The organism is Halopseudomonas sp. L-58, assembly GCF_056859475.1.
On record NZ_JBSXON010000077.1, the window covers coordinates 143,184 to 163,297 of the forward strand.

The 20,114-nt window shown below is 58.9% G+C and carries 14 protein-coding genes; 9 read left to right on the plus strand and 5 right to left on the minus strand.

Translation table 11 applies throughout. The annotated features are described in order from the left end of the window. The first annotated feature begins 61 nt into the window (after positions 1–61). From codB to AC13EY_RS15895, 4 genes are all read left to right on the plus strand, one after another. Positions 62–1,345, plus strand: a complete 1,284-nt coding sequence (gene codB / locus AC13EY_RS15880) for a cytosine permease (RefSeq protein WP_088275891.1) — start codon at positions 62–64, stop codon at positions 1,343–1,345. After that, a complete protein-coding gene (locus AC13EY_RS15885; RefSeq protein ID WP_216359007.1) occupies positions 1,342–2,097 on the plus strand; it encodes a PucR family transcriptional regulator in 756 nt (251 codons plus the stop codon). Before codB ends, AC13EY_RS15885 begins: the two co-directional genes overlap by 4 nt. Then, the gene (gene codA, locus AC13EY_RS15890; RefSeq protein ID WP_228246019.1) at positions 2,094–3,350 is read left to right on the plus strand and encodes a cytosine deaminase; all 1,257 of its coding nucleotides are present in this window, start codon (positions 2,094–2,096) and stop codon (positions 3,348–3,350) included. The genes AC13EY_RS15885 and codA overlap by 4 nt, the downstream gene beginning before the upstream one ends. 86 nt (positions 3,351–3,436) lie before the next feature. Beyond that, entirely contained in the window at positions 3,437–4,774 is a 1,338-nt protein-coding gene (locus AC13EY_RS15895) for an MFS transporter (RefSeq protein WP_228246020.1), read from the plus strand. 3 nt (positions 4,775–4,777) lie between these two features. On the opposite strand, the gene mnmE is transcribed toward AC13EY_RS15895, so the two are convergent. The 5 genes from mnmE to rpmH form a co-directional block, all read right to left on the minus strand. After that, positions 4,778–6,148: a tRNA uridine-5-carboxymethylaminomethyl(34) synthesis GTPase MnmE gene (gene mnmE, locus AC13EY_RS15900; protein ID WP_228246021.1), complete on the minus strand. Its 1,371-nt coding sequence runs from the start codon at positions 6,146–6,148 to the stop codon at positions 4,778–4,780. Positions 6,149–6,221: 73 nt separating this feature from the next. Beyond that, complete coding sequence (yidC, locus tag AC13EY_RS15905) at positions 6,222–7,916, minus strand: membrane protein insertase YidC (RefSeq protein ID WP_482877561.1); 1,695 nt, start codon at positions 7,914–7,916, stop codon at positions 6,222–6,224. Continuing rightward, on the minus strand, positions 7,913–8,164 hold the full coding sequence (gene yidD / locus AC13EY_RS15910; protein WP_088275896.1) for a membrane protein insertion efficiency factor YidD: 252 nt from the start codon (positions 8,162–8,164) through the stop codon (positions 7,913–7,915). The genes yidC and yidD overlap by 4 nt, the downstream gene beginning before the upstream one ends. Next, on the minus strand, positions 8,157–8,552 hold the full coding sequence (rnpA, locus tag AC13EY_RS15915; RefSeq protein ID WP_088275898.1) for a ribonuclease P protein component: 396 nt from the start codon (positions 8,550–8,552) through the stop codon (positions 8,157–8,159). The genes yidD and rnpA overlap by 8 nt, the downstream gene beginning before the upstream one ends. Positions 8,553–8,566: 14 nt before the next feature. Further along, on the minus strand, positions 8,567–8,701 hold the full coding sequence (gene rpmH / locus AC13EY_RS15920; RefSeq protein WP_074496262.1) for a 50S ribosomal protein L34: 135 nt from the start codon (positions 8,699–8,701) through the stop codon (positions 8,567–8,569). Between the two features lie 601 nt (positions 8,702–9,302). Between rpmH and dnaA the strand changes: the two genes are divergently transcribed. The 5 genes from dnaA to AC13EY_RS15945 all read left to right on the plus strand — a co-directional run bounded on the left by dnaA (position 9,303) and on the right by AC13EY_RS15945 (position 20,040). Continuing rightward, on the plus strand, positions 9,303–10,784 hold the full coding sequence (gene dnaA / locus AC13EY_RS15925; protein ID WP_088275899.1) for a chromosomal replication initiator protein DnaA: 1,482 nt from the start codon (positions 9,303–9,305) through the stop codon (positions 10,782–10,784). A 49-nt stretch (positions 10,785–10,833) separates the two neighbouring features. Continuing rightward, positions 10,834–11,937 carry a DNA polymerase III subunit beta gene (gene dnaN / locus AC13EY_RS15930; RefSeq protein ID WP_482877563.1) on the plus strand — a complete coding sequence of 368 codons (1,104 nt, stop codon included), beginning with the start codon at positions 10,834–10,836 and terminating at the stop codon, positions 11,935–11,937. Positions 11,938–11,943: 6 nt separating this feature from the next. After that, a complete protein-coding gene (gene recF, locus AC13EY_RS15935; protein WP_269688372.1) occupies positions 11,944–13,038 on the plus strand; it encodes a DNA replication/repair protein RecF in 1,095 nt (364 codons plus the stop codon). Positions 13,039–13,056: 18 nt separating this feature from the next. Beyond that, positions 13,057–15,471: a DNA topoisomerase (ATP-hydrolyzing) subunit B gene (gyrB, locus tag AC13EY_RS15940; protein WP_228246024.1), complete on the plus strand. Its 2,415-nt coding sequence runs from the start codon at positions 13,057–13,059 to the stop codon at positions 15,469–15,471. Between the two features lie 201 nt (positions 15,472–15,672). Continuing rightward, a complete protein-coding gene (locus tag AC13EY_RS15945; protein WP_482877565.1) occupies positions 15,673–20,040 on the plus strand; it encodes a DEAD/DEAH box helicase in 4,368 nt (1,455 codons plus the stop codon). The last annotated feature ends 74 nt before the right edge of the window (positions 20,041–20,114 follow it).

Here is a 20,114-nt window from a genome sequence, read left to right on the forward strand (position 1 = left end):
ACCGGTGATGTACGTCTGCATGCACGCAGACGTCCTTTTTCAGCAAAGCGGAGATACCAGGATGAACCAGTCAGAGCGCACCACGGACCCCGATTACCCGTTGAGTCCGGTACCGGAAACCGCCCGCAAGAGCATGTGGTCGATGAGTTTTGTGCTGCTGGGCTTTACCTTCTTCAGTGCCACCATGTGGGCAGGTGGCAGTGTCGGCGCTGCCTTTGATTTTTCTACGACTCTGTGGGTTCTGTTAATTGGCAACCTGCTGCTCGGCGCCTATGCAGCCATTCTGGGCTATATTGCCGCGCGCTCGGGGCTGAATACGGCGTTGATGAGCCGCTACGCCTTCGGTGAGATCGGCAGCAAGCTGTCCGACTTCATTCTCGGCTTTACCCAGATCGGCTGGTACGCCTGGGGTACGGCAACCATGGCGCTGTTGCTGGTGAAAATGACCGGCCTGCCCGATAGCCTGACGCTGCCGCTGATGGTGGTGTTCGGGTTCGGTTTTTGTATCAGTGCCTTCGTTGGCTACCGAGGTCTGGATCTGCTGTCACGCTTTGCCGTACCTGCGATGCTGATTCTGATCGCGGTGAGCCTCGGGATCGCCACCAAAGACGCCGGTGGCCTGTCCGGTCTGAGCGCCATCGCACCCAGTGCGGAGCTCAGTGTGGCTGCAGCCATCACCATGGTGTTCGGGACCTTTGTCAGTGGCGGTACCCAGGCGACCAACTGGACCCGTTTTGCCAAGTCCGGCAAGGCAGCCGTCATCGCGACCCTGGCGGCGTTCTTTATCGGTAACGGGCTGATGACGCTGGTGGGCGCCTTCGGCGCGCTGGTCTATCAACAGGCCGACATCGTCGACATTCTGGTGGCACAAGGGCTGGCGACGCTGGGCGTGCTGATGCTGTTCCTCAATCTCTGGACCACCCAGGACAACACCGTCTACAACTTTGCCGTGGCCGGCTGCAACCTGCTGCGCACCGAGCGTCGCCGGACCATCACCGTGATCGGCGCGGCAATTGGCACGCTGCTGGCGGTACTGGGTATGTATGAGTGGCTGATCCCGTTCCTGATTCTGCTCGGCACCTTTATCCCGCCGGTCGGTGGCGTGATCATGGCCAACTATTTTGTGACCTGGCGCGGCCGCTACGCTGATCTGGGTTCCACTGCCCTGCCCGCGTTCAATGTTATCGGTCTGATAGCCTACGCACTGGGTTCGCTGGTGGCCTATACCTCCAACTGGATTGCGCCGGTGGTTGGCGTACTGGTCGCTGCCGCGTCCTACGCCTTGTTGGCCCTGCTGGTCAGTGCGGTCAAGGAGCGCCGCGCGGCGCTGATGAGCAACCTGTGAGTCCATTGCTGCGCACCGAGGATGTCCCGTTGTTACCCGGGCTTGGGGCTATTCGTCTGCGTGCCGGTCACGCCGGTGCGCAGCGTGTTGTCCGCTGGCCGTATGTCGCGGAAAACCGTTCCTTTACGCCGTGGATCAAGGGTGGAGAGCTGGTGTTCATCACCGGCATTGGTCGCCACCACAGCGTCGATAACCTGTTTGAGCTGCTTTACGAGGGGGTGGCGGCCAAGGTTGCCGGCCTGGTGATTCTGACCGGTGATGCCTACATCGGTCGCTTGCCTGCGGCCCTTCTGAAGTTGGCAGATCAGCAGCAGTTGCCATTGCTTGAGCAGCCGTATTCGCTGCCGATGGTGACGGTGACCGAGGTCATCGGACGGGCCATTGTGCAACGTGAACAGCTGGCCTGGCGGGATGCTGAAAGCCGAGCGGGCAGTTTGCTGGAGAAGCTGCAGCTACGCATTGGCGATGCGGGCGCGCGCGCCGACTTCGTCGCCCCCTGGTTTGCCGAACATCAGACCTTGCTACAGCACCTGGCGCCGACTATCGATGCCTGGCTGCGACATGGCGGCAATATCAGCGCGGCGGCCGCTGCACTGGGCAGCCATCGCAACTCGGTGCGCAACCGCCTCGATCGTCTGTTCCGTGAGACCGGGCTGGACCCGGCCAAGCCGACAGACATCTACAACCTGATTCTGGCTCATCTGCTGATGCACGAGCCCACTATGACACCCGAATGTGGAGATACCCCATGACCCAGACCCTGTCTGCCATCGTTAATGCTCGCCTGCCTGGTGAAACCGGCCTGTATCGGGTCGAGATCAGCGCAGGGCGGTTCAGCCGGATCGAGCCCCAGAGCGCGGATGTGGTCGCTGCCGCCGATGAACTGGATGCCGGCGGCAACCTGCTGCTGCCGCCCTTTGTCGAGCCGCACATTCACCTGGATGCTGCGCTCACCGCCGGCCAGCCGCGCTGGAACCAGAGCGGTACCCTGTTCGAAGGTATCGAGTGCTGGGGCGAGCGCAAGGCGATGCTGAGCCGCGATGATGTCATCAGCCGCGCCGAGCAAACGCTCAAGCTGTTTGCTGCTCACGGTATTCAGTACGTGCGTACCCACGTTGATGTGACCGATCCGCAGCTGACGGCGTTGCGGGCGATGGTTGAGGTGCGGGACCGCGTGCGCGACTTTGTTGACCTGCAGATTGTTGCCTTCCCGCAGGAGGGCATTTTGTCCTTCCCGGGCGGTAAGGAGCTAATGAGTGACGCGGTGACGGTGGGTGCCGATGTGATTGGCGGTATCCCGCATTTCGAGTTCACTCGCGATTACGGCGTGGAGTCGGTCAAGCTGCTGATGGATCTGGCCGAAGCCAATGATTGCCTGGTGGACGTGCACTGCGACGAAATCGACGATCCGCAGTCGCGCTTTCTGGAAGTGCTCGCCGCCGAGGCCCTGAGTCGCGATTACGGCAGCCGGGTTACCGCCAGCCACACCTGTGCCATGCACTCCTACGAAGACGCCTACTGCAGCCGGCTGTTCCGCCTGCTCGGCAAGTCGGGGCTGCGCTTTGTGGCACTGCCGACCGAGAATCTGCACCTGCAGGGCCGGTTTGACGGTTACCCGAAACGCCGCGGCATCACCCGGGTACCCGAATTGCTGGATGCCGGTCTCAAGGTCTGCTTTGGTCAGGATTCGATCCGTGACCCCTGGTATCCGATGGGCAACGGTAATCTGCTGCGCACGCTGGATGTCGGCCTGCATGCCTGCCACATGCTGGGTATGGAGCGGATAGAAACCGCGCTGGAAATCGTTACCGATAACGGCGCTGCGGCGCTCAATCTTGCCGAGTACGGCATCGCGGTCGGCAACCCCGCACGCTGCATGGTGCTCAACGGCACAACGCCGTATGAGGTACTGCTGAATCAGAGCCCGGTTCTTGCATCGGTGCGCGATGGTCGCTGCCTGGTGCAGCGTGCCGCTCCGGTCCACGAGGTGGCTGGCTGGAGCTGATAACGCACGCCTCTATGCTAAGGTGACCGGCTGGTTCTGCGCTATCGAGGCGAGTTGTGTCACCTGCCAGCAACGACGGATTACCCATGCCCGCACGACTCGGCGCGATCATTGCGATTGCGCTGGGCGTGACCATGGCCGTGCTGGACGGCATGATTGCCAATGTCGCATTGCCCACCATCGCCAATGATCTGGGCACCAGTGCGGCCAACTCGATCTGGGTGGTCAACGCCTACCAGCTGGTGATAGCGGTCAGCTTGCTGCCTCTGGCTTCGCTTGGCGACCTGTGGAGCTACCGGCGTATCTATCTGATCGGGCTGGCGGTGTTTTCTGCCATGTCGATAGTCTGCGCCCTGAGTGATTCATTGTTGCAGCTGACCCTTGCGCGCATGCTGCAGGGGCTGGGCGCTGCAGCGGTGATGAGCGTCAACGGCGCCCTGACCCGACTGATTTATCCCCGCGCACGCCTGGCCCGCGGTGTGGCGCTCAATACCCTGATCGTCTCGGTGGCCGCCGCTGCCGGCCCCAGCGTGGCAGCAGTCATTTTGTCGCTCGCCAGCTGGCCCTGGCTGTTTGCGGTCAGCGCCCCCGTCGGCCTGCTGGCCCTGCTGCTGGGCTGGAAGTTTCTGCCCGCCAATGAAGGTGTACCGAGCCTGCGCTTTGATCTGCCAAGCGCAGTGCTTAATGTACTTACGCTGGGTTGCTTCTTTATGGCTGTCACCGGTGTAGCCCAGGGCCACGCCGGCTGGTGGCTGCTCGGGCCATTGTTGATTGGCGGCCCGCTGGGTTGGCTGTTCGTGCGCCGACAGCTGAGCCGTAGCATGCCGTTGCTGCCGGTGGATCTGCTGCGCATTCCCATTTTTGCCCTGTCGATCGGCAGTTCGATCACCGCGTTCGCCGGGCAGATGCTGGCGATGGTCTCCATCCCCTTCTACTTCCAGCAGCAGCTTGGACTCAATGCCATGCAAACCGGTTTGCTGATGACGCCCTGGCCGCTGGCGACCATGGTTAGCGCGCCCCTGGCCGGGCGGCTGCTGGAGCGCTTTCACGCGGGCTTGCTGGGTGGTATTGGCATGCTGCTGTTCGCCGGAGGTCTTTGGGGCTTGGCAGCATTGCCGGACAAGCCGGGAACTGGCGCAATACTCGGCTGGATGGTGCTGTGCGGCGCCGGGTTCGGGCTGTTCCAGTCGCCCAACAATCACACCATCATTACCGCTGCCCCCTTGCACCGCAGTGGCGGCGCCAGTGGCATGCTGAGCACCGCCAGGCTGGTTGGCCAGACCAGCGGTGCGGCGCTGGTGGCGTTGATGTTCAACCTGTTCGTCGACAATGGCACCCATGCCGCGTTGATCGCCGCCGGTTGCTTTGCCTGCCTTGCAGCGGCTGTCAGTACCTTGCGGCTAAGCCAGCCGCGCTCGGGATAAAGGTTACTTGCCGATGCAGAAGCTGGAGAAAATCCGCCCCAGCAGATCATCGGCGGAGAACTCGCCGGTGATCTTGCCGAGCGCCTGCTGCGCCATGCGCAGGTCTTCGGCCAGCAATTCGCCGGCCCCCATCAGGGTCAGTTGATCAAAGCCGTGCTGAAGATACGTGGCGGCTTCTTCCAGCGCCTCCAGGTGACGGCGGCGGGCACTGAACAGGCTCTCGCCGGTCTGCTCAAAGCCCATGCAGGCCTTCAGGTGCTCGCGTAGCAGGTCGATACCATCACCCTGACGGGCCGACAGGTGCAAGACCACCGAGCCATCATCCGCCGTTTCGACTGCTACCGCATCGCCGGTGACGTCTACCTTGTTGTAAATCAGCGTGACCTTGGCCGGATCAGGGCGTTGTTCGAGAAACTCGGGCCACAGCAACTCCGGGTTCTTCGCTTCCGGCTGACTGGCATCGACCATCAGCAGAATCCGGTCAGCGTCGCTGATTGCTGCCATCGCTCTTTGCACGCCGATGCGCTCAACCTGATCCTCTGTGTCGCGCAGGCCGGCGGTGTCGATGATGTGCAACGGCATGCCATCGATGTGGATATGTTCGCGCAGGATATCCCGCGTGGTGCCGGCAATATCGGTGACGATGGCGCTCTCGCGCCCGGCCAGAGCATTGAGCAGACTGGACTTGCCGGCGTTGGGTCGACCGGCGATCACCACCGTCATGCCGTCGCGCAGCAGTGCGCCCTGCCCGGCCTGACGCTGGACCTGCTGCAGGTCTGCCTGCACCTGCTGCAGCTGATTGAGCACGTGACCGTCGGCGAGAAAGTCGATCTCTTCCTCGGGAAAATCGATGGCCGCTTCGACATAGATACGCAACGCAATCAGCGACTCGGTCAGGCTGTGCACGCGCTGGGAGAACGCGCCCTGCAGCGAATTCAGTGCGTTGCGCGCGGCCTGCTCGGAGCTCGCCTCGATCAGGTCGGCAATGGCCTCGGCCTGGGCCAGATCCAGCTTGTCATTGAGAAATGCTCGTTCGCTGAACTCACCGGGACGCGCCTGACGAGCACCAGCTGCCAGACAGGCCTTGAGCAGCAGATCCATCACCACCGGGCCGCCGTGGCCCTGCAGCTCCAGCACGTCTTCACCGGTAAAGGAATGCGGGCCGGGGAAGAACAGCGCGATACCTTCGTCCAGTGTCTGCTCACCTGACCAGAACGGGCCATAGTGGGCATAGCGCGGTTGCAGCTCGCGGCGGGCGATGCGCTGGGCAATGTCTCGGGCTCCGGGACCGGAGACCCGGATGATACCGACGCCGCCTTGGCCGGGGGCAGTCGCCAGCGCGGCAATGGTATCGGCATGATAAGGCTTGCTCATGGCGGCTCCGGTGTTTTCAGTGGATAGCAAAACGCCCCGAAAACGGGGCGTTTGACTGGCGGTGTGCCGAACCTTAGTCCTTGCTCGCAGCGCCCTTTTCGATCTGGCGGGTAATGTACCACTGTTGTGCGATCGACAGACAGTTGTTGACTACCCAGTACAGCACCAGACCTGCCGGGAACCACAGGAAGAAGAAGGTGAAGACAATCGGCAGCATCTTCATTACCTTGGCCTGCATCGGATCCGGCGGCGTCGGGTTCAGCTGCTGTTGCAGGAACATGGTCGCGCCCATGATGATCGGCAGGATGAAGTATGGGTCTTTCAGCGACAGGTCGGTGATCCAGCCCAGCCATTCAGCCTGACGGATCTCGACGCTTTCCATCAGTACCCAGTACAGGGCGATGAAGACCGGCATCTGCACCAGAATCGGCAGACAGCCACCCAGCGGGTTGATCTTCTCCTTCTTGTACAGCTCCATCATACCCTGGGACATTTTCTGACGGTCATCGCCATACTGCTCACGCAGCGCCTGCAGCTTGGGTGCAACGCGGCGCATGTTGGCCATGGAGCGATAGCTGGTTGCAGACAGCGGGAAGAAGATCAGCTTGATCAGGCAGGTCAGCAGGATGATGCTCCAGCCCCAGTTGCCGACGAAGCCGTGGATCAGGCTCAGAACCCAGAACAGCGGCTGGGCGATCCACCAGAGGAAGCCGTAGTCGACCGTCAATTCCAGACCGGGAGAAATGGCTTTCAGGTCGTCCTGAATTTTCGGGCCGGCGTAGAAGCTGGCAGAAATGGTCTGCTGTTCACCAGCTGCAACCTGAACCGACGGGCTGGTGAAGCCGACGATGTAGTTGCCACCGCGGTCCTTCAGGGTGCGGTAGGTGTGCTTGGTTTCGGCATTCGGAACCCAGGCGCTGACAAAGTAGTGTTGCAGCCAGGCAACCCAGCCACCGGACAAGCTCTCGCTCAGCTGCTTGTCGTCCAGGTCGGACAGACTCAACTTGGTGTAGGAGTTATCGGCACTCCAGTAGGCGGCACCGAGGAAGGTGGCCATACCGGTTGCGGTAGAGCTGGACGGATCACCACTGCCATCGCGCTTGATCTGACCAAACAGGCTGCCGCTCCAGGGCTGCGCGCTCTGGTTGTCGATCAGGTAGCTGACGTCGACCAGATAGCTGCCACGGGTGAAGGTGAAGCGCTTGGTGAAATCCACGCCGTCGCTGCTGGATTTCAGGTCAACAACCAGCTGCTCCTGGCCGTCTGCCAGGGTGTAGCTGTTCTGCTCGACACTGTAGCGTGCACGGCCGGTGGACTTGTCCGGGCCCTGTTGCCCTGTCAGACCACTTTGAGCAATGTAGGTACGGTTACCCGATTGTTCCAGCAGCTGGAACGGCAGATCCGGACGATCCTTGCGAGTCGGATACTGAGGCAGGGTGAGTGAAACGATGTCACCACCAACCGGGTTGATGCTCAGTTCCAGGGTGTCGGTTTTCACCTGAACCAGCTGACCGTCAGCCGAAGGAGTCGTCACCTGGGCCGGCGTCAGTGCCTCACCGTCGGCACTGATCGCCGCGGGAACGTCGCTGTTCAGCGGATCGGCAACGGCGCCAGGATCGCCGGGCAGGTCACTGCTGTCCTGGGGGGTTACTTGCGTCTGGGCTGCGGGCGCAAGATCCTGCTGGACAAAATCCTTGTTCCACTGCACCACCATCAGATAGGTGATAACCAGCAGTGCACCAATGAGGATATTTCGTTGGAGGTTCATGGTTTGTTGGCCATTCGGTTCGGTCGGTTGGCAGAAGCTGGGGGTACCGGATCATACCCACCGGGATTCCATGGGTGGCAACGTCCGAGGCGGCGCGCACTGAGCAAGCCTCCCTTGAGAAGACCATGCTGTTCGATGGCTTCCTGGGCGTAGCAGGAACAGGAGGGATAGAAACGGCAGTGACTGGCCATCAGGGGACTGATAGCGTAGCGGTAAACCTTGATCAGCCCTAACGCGATGCTACGCATTGGATGACGAGGGTCCAGGGTCACGTGAGCGGTTTTTGGCAGCAGATTTGATCAGCCTGCGCCACATGCCCTGATACAGAGCATGTAACGCAGCATTGTCCAGGTCGCCTACTCCCTTGCGGGCGAGTACGACAATGTCCAGATTGCCCAGTTCAGCGCGATGCTGTCTGAACGATTCACGAGCAATGCGTTTGACCTTGTTGCGGTCTACCGCATGCCGGACATTTTTCTTGGCAATGACCAGACCCAGTCGCGCGTGGCTCAGAGAGTTTTCTCTGGCCAGCAGCAGCAGACTGGGTCCTGAGGCCTTGCAGGTGGCTCCATCGAATACGGTTTTGAACTGGCCAGGTTTAAGTAACCTGTATTCAGGGCCGAATCCGAGATCCACCTGGAAACCGGGTCTTAGGCTGACAGGCGTGCACGGCCTTTGGCACGACGGCGAGCCAGAACAGCGCGGCCGTTCTTGGTAGCCATACGAGCACGGAAACCGTGGTTGCGCTTGCGCTTCAGTACGCTGGGTTGGAACGTTCTTTTCATCTTCAGATACCTGAGTAAGTTACATCAGAGCAAAGTGCCCCTCCGAGGGACCGGTGATTCTAGAGAAAAAGTGTGCCGTGGTCAATTTCCTTTCAACGTCCCGTGAATAGATAAAAATATAAGAAAAGAGATTGTTTAAGAGATTAAAGATATAGCTATGTATAGGCGACCACATTTCTGTGGGTAACCTGAATTTTCCCATATAGCTCAACGGGTTGCCCTAAGCATAAGGCTGTTGACATCCGGTTGCCTGACCTATCTGACTCCTGTGCTCCACCTGTGGATAACCGGGCGGGATATCCACAGGTGGAGTTATCCCCATTGATCGTGCTCTGTTGCCAACAATGTTGAGGCTGCCTTGTCCACAGCTTCTACGGCGCCCTGATTTCGCGGGTGTTACCGTTTTTTCATCGTTTCTGCTGCACGTCGAGGGTCGGCGTTGGCGATACTTTTTTAGCCCGGCTTCGGTCACGCGTGTGGATAAGTAGGGGGGGAGCAGATAGAATAGAGCGCTCTGTCAGTACCGCTTTTCAGTGCGGTCTGAAGTCTCTTTTTTGTACTCAATAACAGCCGCTGGCATCAGTGGTCCCGGGGGAATTCAGTGTCTGTTGCACTTTGGCAGCAATGCATCGATTTTTTGCGTGATGAGCTACCATCCCAACAGTTCAATACCTGGATTCGTCCGTTGCAGGTCGATGGCGACCAGGCGGAGATCCGTCTGTATGCACCCAACCGGTTCGTGCTGGACTGGGTCAATGACAAGTACCTCAATCGCATCCAGGAGTTGATGGACGATCTGTCTCAGGGGCAGGCGCCGATGGTGTCGCTGCTGATTGGCAGTCGTCGTACTGCTGCCGCGCCGGTCTCCGCGCCTGCGCCGCGACCGCTGCAGTCAGCGACAGCTGCCCCTGCACCGATTCCGGTAGCTGCTCCGGTTACGCCGGTGGTGGTCGAGTCTCAGCCGCAACCGCTGGTTGATCACAGCGGTACTGCCGAGGCAGCCGCTGAACTGGCCGGTAATTCTGCAGATCAGCCGCAGGCGCCGCCGACCCTGATCAAGCACACCAGTCTGCTTAACCGCAGTTTTACCTTCGAGAACTTCGTCGAGGGCAAGTCCAACCAGTTGGCCCGCGCTGCAGCCTGGCAGGTTGCGGACAATCCCAAGCATGGCTATAACCCGCTGTTCCTTTATGGGGGCGTTGGCCTGGGCAAGACCCACTTGATGCACGCGGTTGGTAACCATCTGCTGAAGAAGAATCCGGCTGCCCGGATCGTGTATCTGCATTCCGAGCGTTTCGTCGCCGATATGGTCAAGGCGCTGCAAATGAACGCCATCAACGACTTCAAGCGTTATTACCGTTCGGTCGATGCGCTGTTGATTGACGATATTCAGTTCTTTGCCAAGAAAGAGCGCTCGCAGGAAGAGTTCTTCCACACCTTCAACGCGCTGCTTGAAGGCGGGCAGCAGGTCATTCTCACCAGTGACCGGTACCCCAAGGAAATTGACGGCCTGGAAGAGCGGCTCAAGTCTCGTTTTGGTTGGGGCCTGACCGTCGCTGTCGAGCCGCCCGAGCTGGAAACCCGCGTTGCCATTCTGATGAAGAAGGCCGAGCAGTCCCGGGTTGATCTGCCTCACGATGCGGCTTTCTTTATTGCCCAGCGTATTCGCTCCAACGTCCGCGAACTGGAAGGTGCACTCAAGCGGGTCATCGCCAGTGCGCATTTTATGGGACGCGACATCACCATTGAGCTGATTCGTGAGTCGCTCAAGGACCTGCTCGCCTTGCAGGACAAGTTGGTGAGTATCGATAATATTCAGCGCACCGTCGCCGAGTACTACAAGATCAAGGTAGCCGACGTCCTGTCCAAACGTCGCTCCCGCTCCGTTGCACGGCCCCGTCAGGTTGCCATGGCCCTGGCCAAGGAGTTGACCAACCACAGCCTTCCTGAGATTGGCGATGCGTTTGGTGGACGGGATCACACAACGGTATTGCATGCCACGCGCAAGATTGCCGAGTTGCGCGAGACTGATGCGGATATCCGCGAGGACTACAAGAATCTGTTGAGGACGCTGACGACCTGAGCCCGTCAGCCCACATCACTGCCAACCAGCACGAGGTCGAAGGAAGACAATGCAATTCACCATTCAGCGAGAAGCTCTGTTGAAGCCCCTGCAACTGGTTGCGGGCGTTGTGGAACGTCGCCAGACCCTGCCGGTTCTGTCCAACGTCCTGCTCGTGGTCGACGGCAACACCCTGTCACTGACCGGTACCGACCTGGAAGTCGAGCTGGTTGGCCGTATCGCGTTGGTTGAAGCCTGCGAGGACGGCGAGATAACCGTTCCTGCCCGCAAGCTGATGGATATCTGTAAATCGTTGCCGGACGATGCCACGCTGAACTTCAAGGTCGAAGACGGCAAGGCACTGATCAAGGCCGGGCGCAGTCGGTTTACCCTGGCGACCCTGCCGGCAAACGATTTCCCCAATGTTGAAGACGGCCCGGGTGCCATGAGTTTCGCCGTCAGTCAGGGCAAGCTGCGGCGCCTGATTGAGCGCACCAGCTTTGCCATGGCTCAGCAGGACGTGCGCTACTATCTGAACGGTCTGCTGCTGGAGATCAATCAGGGCCAGCTGCGTGCGGTAGCAACCGACGGTCATCGCATGGCGATGTGCACCGTTGATGCGAACATCGACTATCAGGAACGCTATCAGCTGATCGTGCCGCGTAAGGGCGTTCTTGAACTGGCCCGTCTTCTCGGCGAAGCGGATGACCTGGTCAATGTCGTACTGGGTACACACCACATTCGCGCCACCACCGGCGACTTCACTTTCACCTCCAAGCTGGTCGATGGCAAGTTCCCGGATTACGAGCGTGTGCTGCCGCGGGGCGGCGACAAGATTGTCGTGGCCGATCGGCATAGCTTGCGCGATGCATTCAGCCGTACGGCGATTCTGTCCAATGAAAAGTATCGTGGTATTCGTCTGACGCTGGAGTCGGGCCAGCTCAAGATTCAGGCCAACAACCCCGAGCAGGAAGAAGCTGAAGAAGAAGTAATGGTTGATTACAGCGGTGCGCCGTTGGAGATCGGCTTCAATGTCAGTTACCTGCTGGATGTGATGAACGTGCTCGGCCATGAGCAGGCCAAGCTGGTGTTGTCTGATGCCAACAGCAGTGCACTGATCCAGGAAGCCGAATCTGACGAAAGCCTTTACGTCGTCATGCCGATGCGTCTCTGACGCGCAATGCCGCTATCTCGTTTGACGGTCACCGCGGTGCGTAATCTGCACTCGGTGACCCTTCTCCCCTCTCCTCGTATCAACCTCGTTTCCGGTCCGAACGGCAGTGGCAAGACCAGCTTGCTTGAGGCCATTCATATTCTTGGCCTCGCCCGATCCTTCCGCAGTACCCGATTGCAGCCCGTTATTCAGTACCAGCAGGATAGCTGTACTGTCTTTGGCGAGGTTTTTTTGTCGGGTGGCAACTCCAGCAAGATTGGTATTACTCGCAGTCGGCAGGCCGACTACGACATTCGTATCAATGGCCAGAACGCACGTAGTACCGCCGAGCTCGCCGAAGTCCTGCCATTGCAGTTGATCAACCCGGACAGTTTTCGCTTGCTTGAGGGCGCTCCCAAACAACGTCGGCAGTATCTGGATTGGGGTGTGTTCCACGTGGAACATCGTTTTCTCCCGGCGTGGCAACGACTGCAAAAGAGCCTCAAACAACGGAATTCGCTGCTGCGACGTGGTAGAATCGAACGTTCGCTGCTAGCCCCCTGGGAGGCCGAGCTGGTCGCTTCTGGCGAGCAGATTGACGGCTTCCGACAGGCGTATCTGCAACAGCTGAAGCCGGTGTTCGAAGGCGTACTCGCGGAGCTGCTGCAGATAGATGGGCTAACGCTTAGCTATTTTCGCGGTTGGGATCGCGAGCGCGGTCTGGCTGAGGTGCTGGAGTCGCAGTTCGATCGTGATATGGCACTCGGGCATACCCAGGCTGGCCCACAGCGCGCTGACCTGCGACTGCGGGTCAACGGGATGAACGCCGCCGAAGTGTTGTCCAGAGGTCAGCAAAAGCTGGTCGTCTGTGCGATGAAGATCGCGCAAGGGCGGCTGCTAGGTCTGATGGAAAGGCAGCGAGATTGTGTATTCCTGGTCGACGACCTCCCCTCTGAGCTGGATCGTCACCATCGGCAAGCGCTGTGCCGCTTGCTCGAGTCGCTCGATTGTCAGGTGTTTATCAGCTGCGTCGATGCGGATTCGTTGAGTGAATGCTGGCAAGCAGACACACCCTTATCCATGTTCCACGTGGAACATGGGCACATTGTGCAGACCGAATGAAGTCTGGAGTGACTTAAGATGACCGATAACAAAGCCTATGATTCATCGAGTATTAAGGTTCTGAAGGGCCTTGATGCGGTGCGTAAGCGTCCCGGTATGTACATCGGTGACACCGATGACGGCACCGGCCTTCACCACATGGTCTTTGAAGTCGTCGATAACTCGATCGATGAAGCCCTGGCTGGCTACTGCAGTGATATCGACATCACCATCCATACCGACGAGTCGATCAGTGTCCGTGACAACGGCCGCGGTATCCCGGTCGATGCACACGAGGAAGGGGTGTCCGCTGCAGAGGTCATCATGACTGTTCTGCACGCCGGCGGTAAGTTCGACGATAACAGCTACAAGGTCTCCGGCGGTCTGCACGGTGTGGGTGTATCGGTGGTAAACGCCCTCTCGGAGAAGCTGGTGTTGACCATTCGCCGCGAAGGCAAGGTCTGGGAGCAGACCTACGTCCATGGTGTGCCGCAAGCCCCTCTGGCGGCAGTTGGTGACACCGATAGCACGGGTACCCAGATTCATTTCAAACCCTCGGCCGAGACCTTTAGCAGCATCTCATTCAGCTGGGATATCCTCGCCAAACGCCTGCGCGAACTGTCTTTCCTGAACTCCGGGGTGGGTATCAACCTGCGAGACGAGCGCACTGGCAAGCACGAACTGTTCCGCTACGAAGGCGGCCTGCGCGCATTCGTCGAGTACCTGAACCAGAACAAGAGCACCATCAACTCGGTGTTCCACTTCAATCTTCAGCGTGAAGACGGCATCGGCGTTGAAGTGGCGATGCAGTGGAATGACAGCTTTAACGAGAGCATTCTCTGCTTCACCAACAACATTCCCCAGCGCGATGGTGGTACGCACCTCGCCGGCTTCCGCAGCGCTCTCACCCGCAGCCTGAACAGCTATATCGAACAGGAAGGCTTGCTGAAAAAGCTTAAGGTCAATACCTCTGGTGACGATGCCCGTGAAGGTTTGACGGCCATCATTTCGGTCAAGGTGCCGGATCCCAAGTTCTCGTCCCAGACCAAGGACAAGCTGGTGTCATCCGAAGTGAAGACCGCCGTCGAGCAGGAAATGAACAAATTCTTTGCCGACTACCTGCTGGAGAAGCCCGGTGAGGCCAAGGCCGTAGTGGGTAAGATGATTGATGCCGCCCGGGCACGCGAAGCCGCCCGCAAGGCCCGTGAAATGACCCGCCGCAAAGGCGCACTGGATATCGCCGGCCTGCCGGGCAAACTGGCAGATTGCCAGGAGAAGGATCCGGCACTGTCTGAACTCTACATTGTGGAAGGTGACTCCGCGGGCGGCTCTGCCAAGCAGGGCCGTAACCGCCGGACCCAGGCCATCCTGCCGCTGAAGGGTAAGATCCTCAACGTCGAGAAGGCACGTTTTGACAAGATGCTCTCCTCTGCCGAGGTGGGCACGCTGATTACCGCATTGGGTTGTGGTATTGGCCGCGAAGAGTTCAACATCCAAAAGCTGCGTTACCACAACATCATCATCATGACCGATGCTGACGTCGACGGCTCGCACATTCGTACTCTGCTGCTGACGTTCTTCTTCCGTCAAATGCCAGAGCTGATCGAAAACGGCTACATCTACATTGCCCAGCCGCCGCTCTACAAGATCAAGAAGGGCAAGCAGGAACAGTACCTGAAGGACGACGAGGCACTCGAAGAGTACCTGACACAGTCAGCCCTTGAAGATTCCTATCTGTACGTTACCGAAGGCGCGCCGGGGATCACCGGTCAGGCACTGGAGCGTCTGGTACAGGAATTCCGCAGCGTGATGAAAACGCTCAAGCGCCTGGCTCGCCTGTATCCGCAGGAGTTGATGGAGCACTTCATCTATCTGCCCCGCCTGAGTGTGGAGAACCTGGCCGATAAGGCCTTTATGGAGACCTGGATTAAAGGGTTTGCAGAGCGCGTCGCACCCACGCAGCGATCCGGTCAGGAGTTCCGTGTCAGCCTTCGGGAAGACCCGGAACGGCATCTCTGGCTACCGGAGGTCGAGTCCATTACCCACGGTTTGTCGAACTATGTCACCTTCAATCGTGACCTGTTCGCCAGCAATGACTATCGCACCATGGCCGAGCTGGGTGAGAAGCTGCAGACCCTGCTGGAGCCCGGCGCCTATATGCAGCGCGGCGAGCGCAAGAAGCCGATCAGCAACTTCAAGGAAGCCCTTGAATGGATGATGAACGAAACCGCACGCCGTCATACTATCCAGCGTTACAAGGGGCTGGGCGAGATGAATCCGGAGCAGCTGTGGGAAACCACCATGGATCCGGAAAGTCGCCGTATGCTGCGGGTGAATATTGAAGACGCTATCGCTGCGGACCAGATCTTCAACACGCTGATGGGTGACCACGTGGAACCGCGCCGCGAATTTATCGAGTCCAATGCTCTGGCGGTGTCCAACCTGGACGTCTGATCAGGCTGTAGGTGGGCAAAGTTATTTGTCCACACGGTCAAAGTTAAGTGGCTCGGCCAAAGCTAATGGTCTCAGAGAAAACCCCATTAGATCTCGTATCTATTGGGGTTTTCTTTTGGATGCTCGCTAAGGCGGCTATTGATAGACTGAGAAAGTTTAGCGCCTGAGATCTGCGCTAGCTGTAATCAAAAGGAATTCGCAATGTCCACCCTCTCCGCTCTGCTCGATAACTTTCGTTCCGCCTCAGTCACTGAACGCGAAAAAGGCACCTACTTCGAGGAGCTGATCTGCGCCTACCTGCGCAATGAGGCCACCTACCGTGATCTGTACGACAAGGTGTGGATGTACGCAGAGTGGGCCAAGGAGCAGGGCCTCAGCGGCAAGGACGCAGGTATCGACCTGGTGGCGCGCACCCAGGGCACCGGCGAGTACCACGCGATTCAGTGCAAGCTGTACGCCGAGGACTACAAAGTCCAGAAAAAGGACATCGACAGTTTCTTCACTGCCTCGGGCAAGGCGCCGTTCTCGCACCGCGTCATCGTGACCACCACCAACAACTGGAGTGAGCACGCCGAGGACGCCTTGCAGGGCCAGCAGCCGCCGGTCAGCAAGATCGACCTGCAAGCTTTGGAAGACAGCCAGATCGACTGGGCCAAATACCAATCCAACCAGACGGTGGTGCTTAAGGCGCGCAAGCAACTGCGCGATCACCAACAGACGGCATTGAACGCCGTGGCGGCCGGCCTCAAGGACGCCGAGCGTGGCAAGCTGATTATGGCTTGTGGCACTGGCAAGACCTTCACCAGCCTGAAGATCGCTGAGCAGCTGGCTGGCAAGGGCAAGCGCGTACTGTTCTTGGTGCCCAGCCTGTCGCTGCTGTCGCAGACCCTTACCGAGTGGACGCAGGAAAGCGCAACGCCGCTCCACAGCTTTGCCGTCTGCTCCGACAGCGACGTAGGCAAGAAGCGCAAGGCAGAGGATGACGCGGTTCAGGTGTTCACTCACGAGCTGCGTTATCCGGCCACCACCAAGGCGGATCGCCTCGCGGTGGAAATGCTCAAGCGCCACGATGCCGAGCACATGAGCGTGGTGTTCTCCACCTATCACTCCATCGACGTGATCAGCCGTGCCCAGGCAGACCATGGCCTGCCCGCTTTTGATCTGGTGATCTGCGACGAAGCGCACCGCACTACCGGCGCCACCTTTGGCGACGATGACGAAAGCAACTTCGTGCGCGTTCATGATGGCGACTACATCCGCGCGGCCAAACGCCTGTACATGACCGCTACGCCACGCATCTACGGTGACAGCGCCAAGGTCAAGGCTGAATCCGGCGAAGTCACCCTGTGCTCGATGGATGATGAGGCGCTGTACGGCAAAGAGCTGTTCGTCATCAACTTTTCCGAGGCCGTTCAGCGCGGCTTGCTCACCGATTACAAGGTGCTGGTACTCACCGTCGAGGAAAGCACCATCAGCCGTCGCCTTCAGGACATGCTGAAGGACGAGAACAACCAGCTCAAAGTGGATGACGCGGCCAAGATCGTCGGCTGCTGGAAGGCGTTGGCCAAACAGGGCCTGCATGAGCAGCTGATAGGTGATGACGAGCCTATGAAGCGTGCCGTGGCCTTCTGCCAGGTCATTTCACCCAACTACAAAGGTACCAAGCACAAGGTCAGCTCCATCAACATCGCCAGCATGTTCCAGTCGGTGGTCGAGGCCTATCAGGAATCCGAGAGCATCGACGAAGCCTCGCGCCTGATTTGCGAGGCCGAGCACGTTGACGGCGGCATGAATGCCAGCCAGAAGGAAGCCAAACTCAAGTGGCTGAAGGATGAGCCGCCCGCCAATACCTGTCGCATCCTCAGCAACGTCCGTTGCCTGTCCGAGGGCGTGGACGTTCCGGCACTGGATGCCGTGCTGTTCCTCACCCCGCGCAACTCCCAGGTGGACGTAGTGCAATCCGTTGGCCGGGTGATGCGCAACGCACCCGGCAAGAAGCGTGGCTATGTCGTACTACCTGTGGTCATCCCGGCAGGCATGGAGCCTCACGAAGCGCTCAACGATAACCAGACCTACAAGGTGGTCTGGCAGGTGCTCCAGGCGCTGCGCTCGCATGACGACAGCTTTGACGCCATGGTCAACAAGCTCGATCTGATCGGCTCCGACCCGCGCAAGATGGAAGTCATCGCCATCACCGATAAGGTGGACAAGAAGGCCAAGAAGTCCAGCGGAACCAGCAACGGCAAGGCCGGCAAAGGTCAGTACGGCATCGGCGAAAAACGCAGCAAGCACGATGCTGAAGGCCAGCTCACCCAGCAGGCCGAGCTGACCTACGAAGTGGGTGAAATCGAAAAGGCCATCTACGCCAAGATCGTTGAGAAGTGCGGCAACCGCCATCACTGGGAAGACTGGGCCAACGACATTGCCAAGATCGCCCGCACCCACATCGACCGCATTCAGGGCATTCTGGAGAACCCGACTAACACGCAGGAGCAGGCTGCCTTTAACGCCTTCGCCGCCGAGCTGCGCGACGACCTCAACGACAGCATCAGCGATGGCGAGATTGTCGAAATGCTCGCCCAGCACCTGGTAACCAAGCCGGTGTTCGACGCGCTGTTCGAGGAATACAGCTTCGCCAGCCACAACCCCATGTCCAAGGCCATGCAAGGCGTGCTGGACGCGCTTCACGAGCATCACCTGGCCAAGGAAGCCGACACCCTGGAGAAGTTCTACGCCAGCGTCCGCCAACGGGCTGCCGGCATCACCAGCGCCCAGGGCAAGCAGAAGATCATCGTCGAGCTGTACGACAAGTTCTTCCGCAATGCCTTCCCGAAGATGACCGAGCGGCTGGGCATCGTTTACACCCCGGTCGAGGTGGTGGACTTCATCCTCCACAGCGTCAACGACCTGCTACAGCAGGAGTTCGGCCAGACCCTGGGCAGCAAGGGTGTCCATATCATCGACCCCTTCACCGGCACTGGCACCTTTATCACCCGCCTGATTCAGTCGGGCCTGATCAAACCGGCGGAGCTGCCACACAAGTACAAGCACGAAATCCACGCCAACGAGCTGGTGCTGCTGGCTTACTACATTGCAGCGATCAACATCGAGGCGGCCTACCACGGCGAAGTGATCGACGAGTACACGCCGTTTGAAGGCATCTGTCTGACTGACACCTTCCAGATGTACGAGAAGGACGATTTGGTGGATGCGCTGCTGGAGGACAACAGTGCCCGGCGCAAGCGTCAGAAGGCGTTGGATATTCGGGTGATAGTGGGGAACCCCCCTTATTCTGTGGGGCAAGGGGATGCCAATGCCAACAACGCGAATGTGCCTTACCCCAGCCTTGATGAACGCATCCGAACAACCTATGCCGCTCGTTCAGACGCGAACAATAAGAACGCACTCTATGACAGCTACATTCGCTCAATTCGCTGGGCCAGTGATCGTATTGGTAATGCCGGCATCATCGGGTTCGTGACCAACGCTGGTTTTGTAGAGGCCAATACTGCTGACGGTCTTCGAAAGTGCCTGGTAGACGAATTCTCCAGCCTGTATGTGTTCCATCTGCGTGGCAACCAACGTACCAGCGGCGAAACCTCTCGGAAGGAAGGTGGCAAGATTTTCGGCAGCGGCAGCCGGGCCCCGATTGCTATCTCGCTGTTGGTAAAGAACCCAGAAGCGAAGGCTCATGGGCAGATCCACTTCCATGATATTGGCGACTATCTCAGCCGCGAAGAAAAGCTGGAGAAGATCGTCAGCTATGCCAGCGTAGCCGGAATACCAAGCTGGCAGCATGTAATCCCGGACGAGCATGGTGACTGGTTAAAGCAGCGTGATGATAGCTTTGGTCAGTTTATCGTCCTGGGGGCCAAGGACGACACAGGTTCTGAAGTGCTTTTTGAAAACTACTCCAGAGGGCTAGAGACCGGACGCGATGCCTGGGTCATCAACTCCAGTGTGTCGAAGGTGAAGCTCAACGTCGTATCAATGCTGGATTTCTATAACGCAGAGATTCAGCGCGTTGGTGCGGCATCACTCCAAGGATCGAAAAAGGAGCGAATCGACCAGGTAAGGCCACTGTTATCCAGCGATGCGACACGCATTAGTTGGACTAGCAGTTTATTTGCTAATGCCGCTGATGGCGCCCCGCTTAGGCTTCGTCCAGATTGTATTGGAACCATGGTCTACCGGCCATTTACAAAGCAAGCCTTCACTTATGATTCGAACGTAGTCCACCGTGTTGGTCAGATGCCGCGAATCTTCCCGGATGCCAAGGCAGAAAATCTGCTCATCATGGTTAAGCAACGCCCCGCCGAGGTTGGCCAACTTGCGTTGATGGTGAATTGCCCGCCAGAGCTACAGACAGATGGAGGTACGCAATGCTTCCCACTCTATCTCTACGACGAAACCGCCCAAGCGTCCAAAGACGACCTTTTTGCAGAGCCAGTTGAAGGTGGTTTGCGCCGCCGCGCCGCCATTACCGATGCTGGTCTGGCGCACTTTGAACCGCCCCGGGTTTCGCGGAGGCTGTTTGGTTTAAGTCAAGCCGCCACCTTGGAAGCCTGACTGGCTAGTTGCCGATAGTAGTTTGCCTCAGCCTCTGCCGGCGGTATATATCCGATGGGTTCGAGCAGTCGCTG

Excerpts from the sequence above, each read along its gene's own strand:
- codB (WP_088275891.1), top strand. The coding sequence starts at position 62 with ATGAACCAGTCAGAGCGCACCACGGACCCCGATTACCCGTTGAGTCCG.
- codA (WP_228246019.1), top strand. The coding sequence starts at position 2,094 with ATGACCCAGACCCTGTCTGCCATCGTTAATGCTCGCCTGCCTGGTGAA.
- AC13EY_RS15895 (WP_228246020.1), top strand. The coding sequence starts at position 3,437 with ATGCCCGCACGACTCGGCGCGATCATTGCGATTGCGCTGGGCGTGACC.
- mnmE (WP_228246021.1), bottom strand. The coding sequence starts at position 6,148 with ATGAGCAAGCCTTATCATGCCGATACCATTGCCGCGCTGGCGACTGCC.
- yidC (WP_482877561.1), bottom strand. The coding sequence starts at position 7,916 with ATGAACCTCCAACGAAATATCCTCATTGGTGCACTGCTGGTTATCACC.
- yidD (WP_088275896.1), bottom strand. The coding sequence starts at position 8,164 with ATGCGTAGCATCGCGTTAGGGCTGATCAAGGTTTACCGCTACGCTATC.
- rpmH (WP_074496262.1), bottom strand. The coding sequence starts at position 8,701 with ATGAAAAGAACGTTCCAACCCAGCGTACTGAAGCGCAAGCGCAACCAC.
- dnaN (WP_482877563.1), top strand. The coding sequence starts at position 10,834 with ATGCAATTCACCATTCAGCGAGAAGCTCTGTTGAAGCCCCTGCAACTG.
- recF (WP_269688372.1), top strand. The coding sequence starts at position 11,944 with ATGCCGCTATCTCGTTTGACGGTCACCGCGGTGCGTAATCTGCACTCG.
- gyrB (WP_228246024.1), top strand. The coding sequence starts at position 13,057 with ATGACCGATAACAAAGCCTATGATTCATCGAGTATTAAGGTTCTGAAG.
- AC13EY_RS15945 (WP_482877565.1), top strand. The coding sequence starts at position 15,673 with ATGTCCACCCTCTCCGCTCTGCTCGATAACTTTCGTTCCGCCTCAGTC.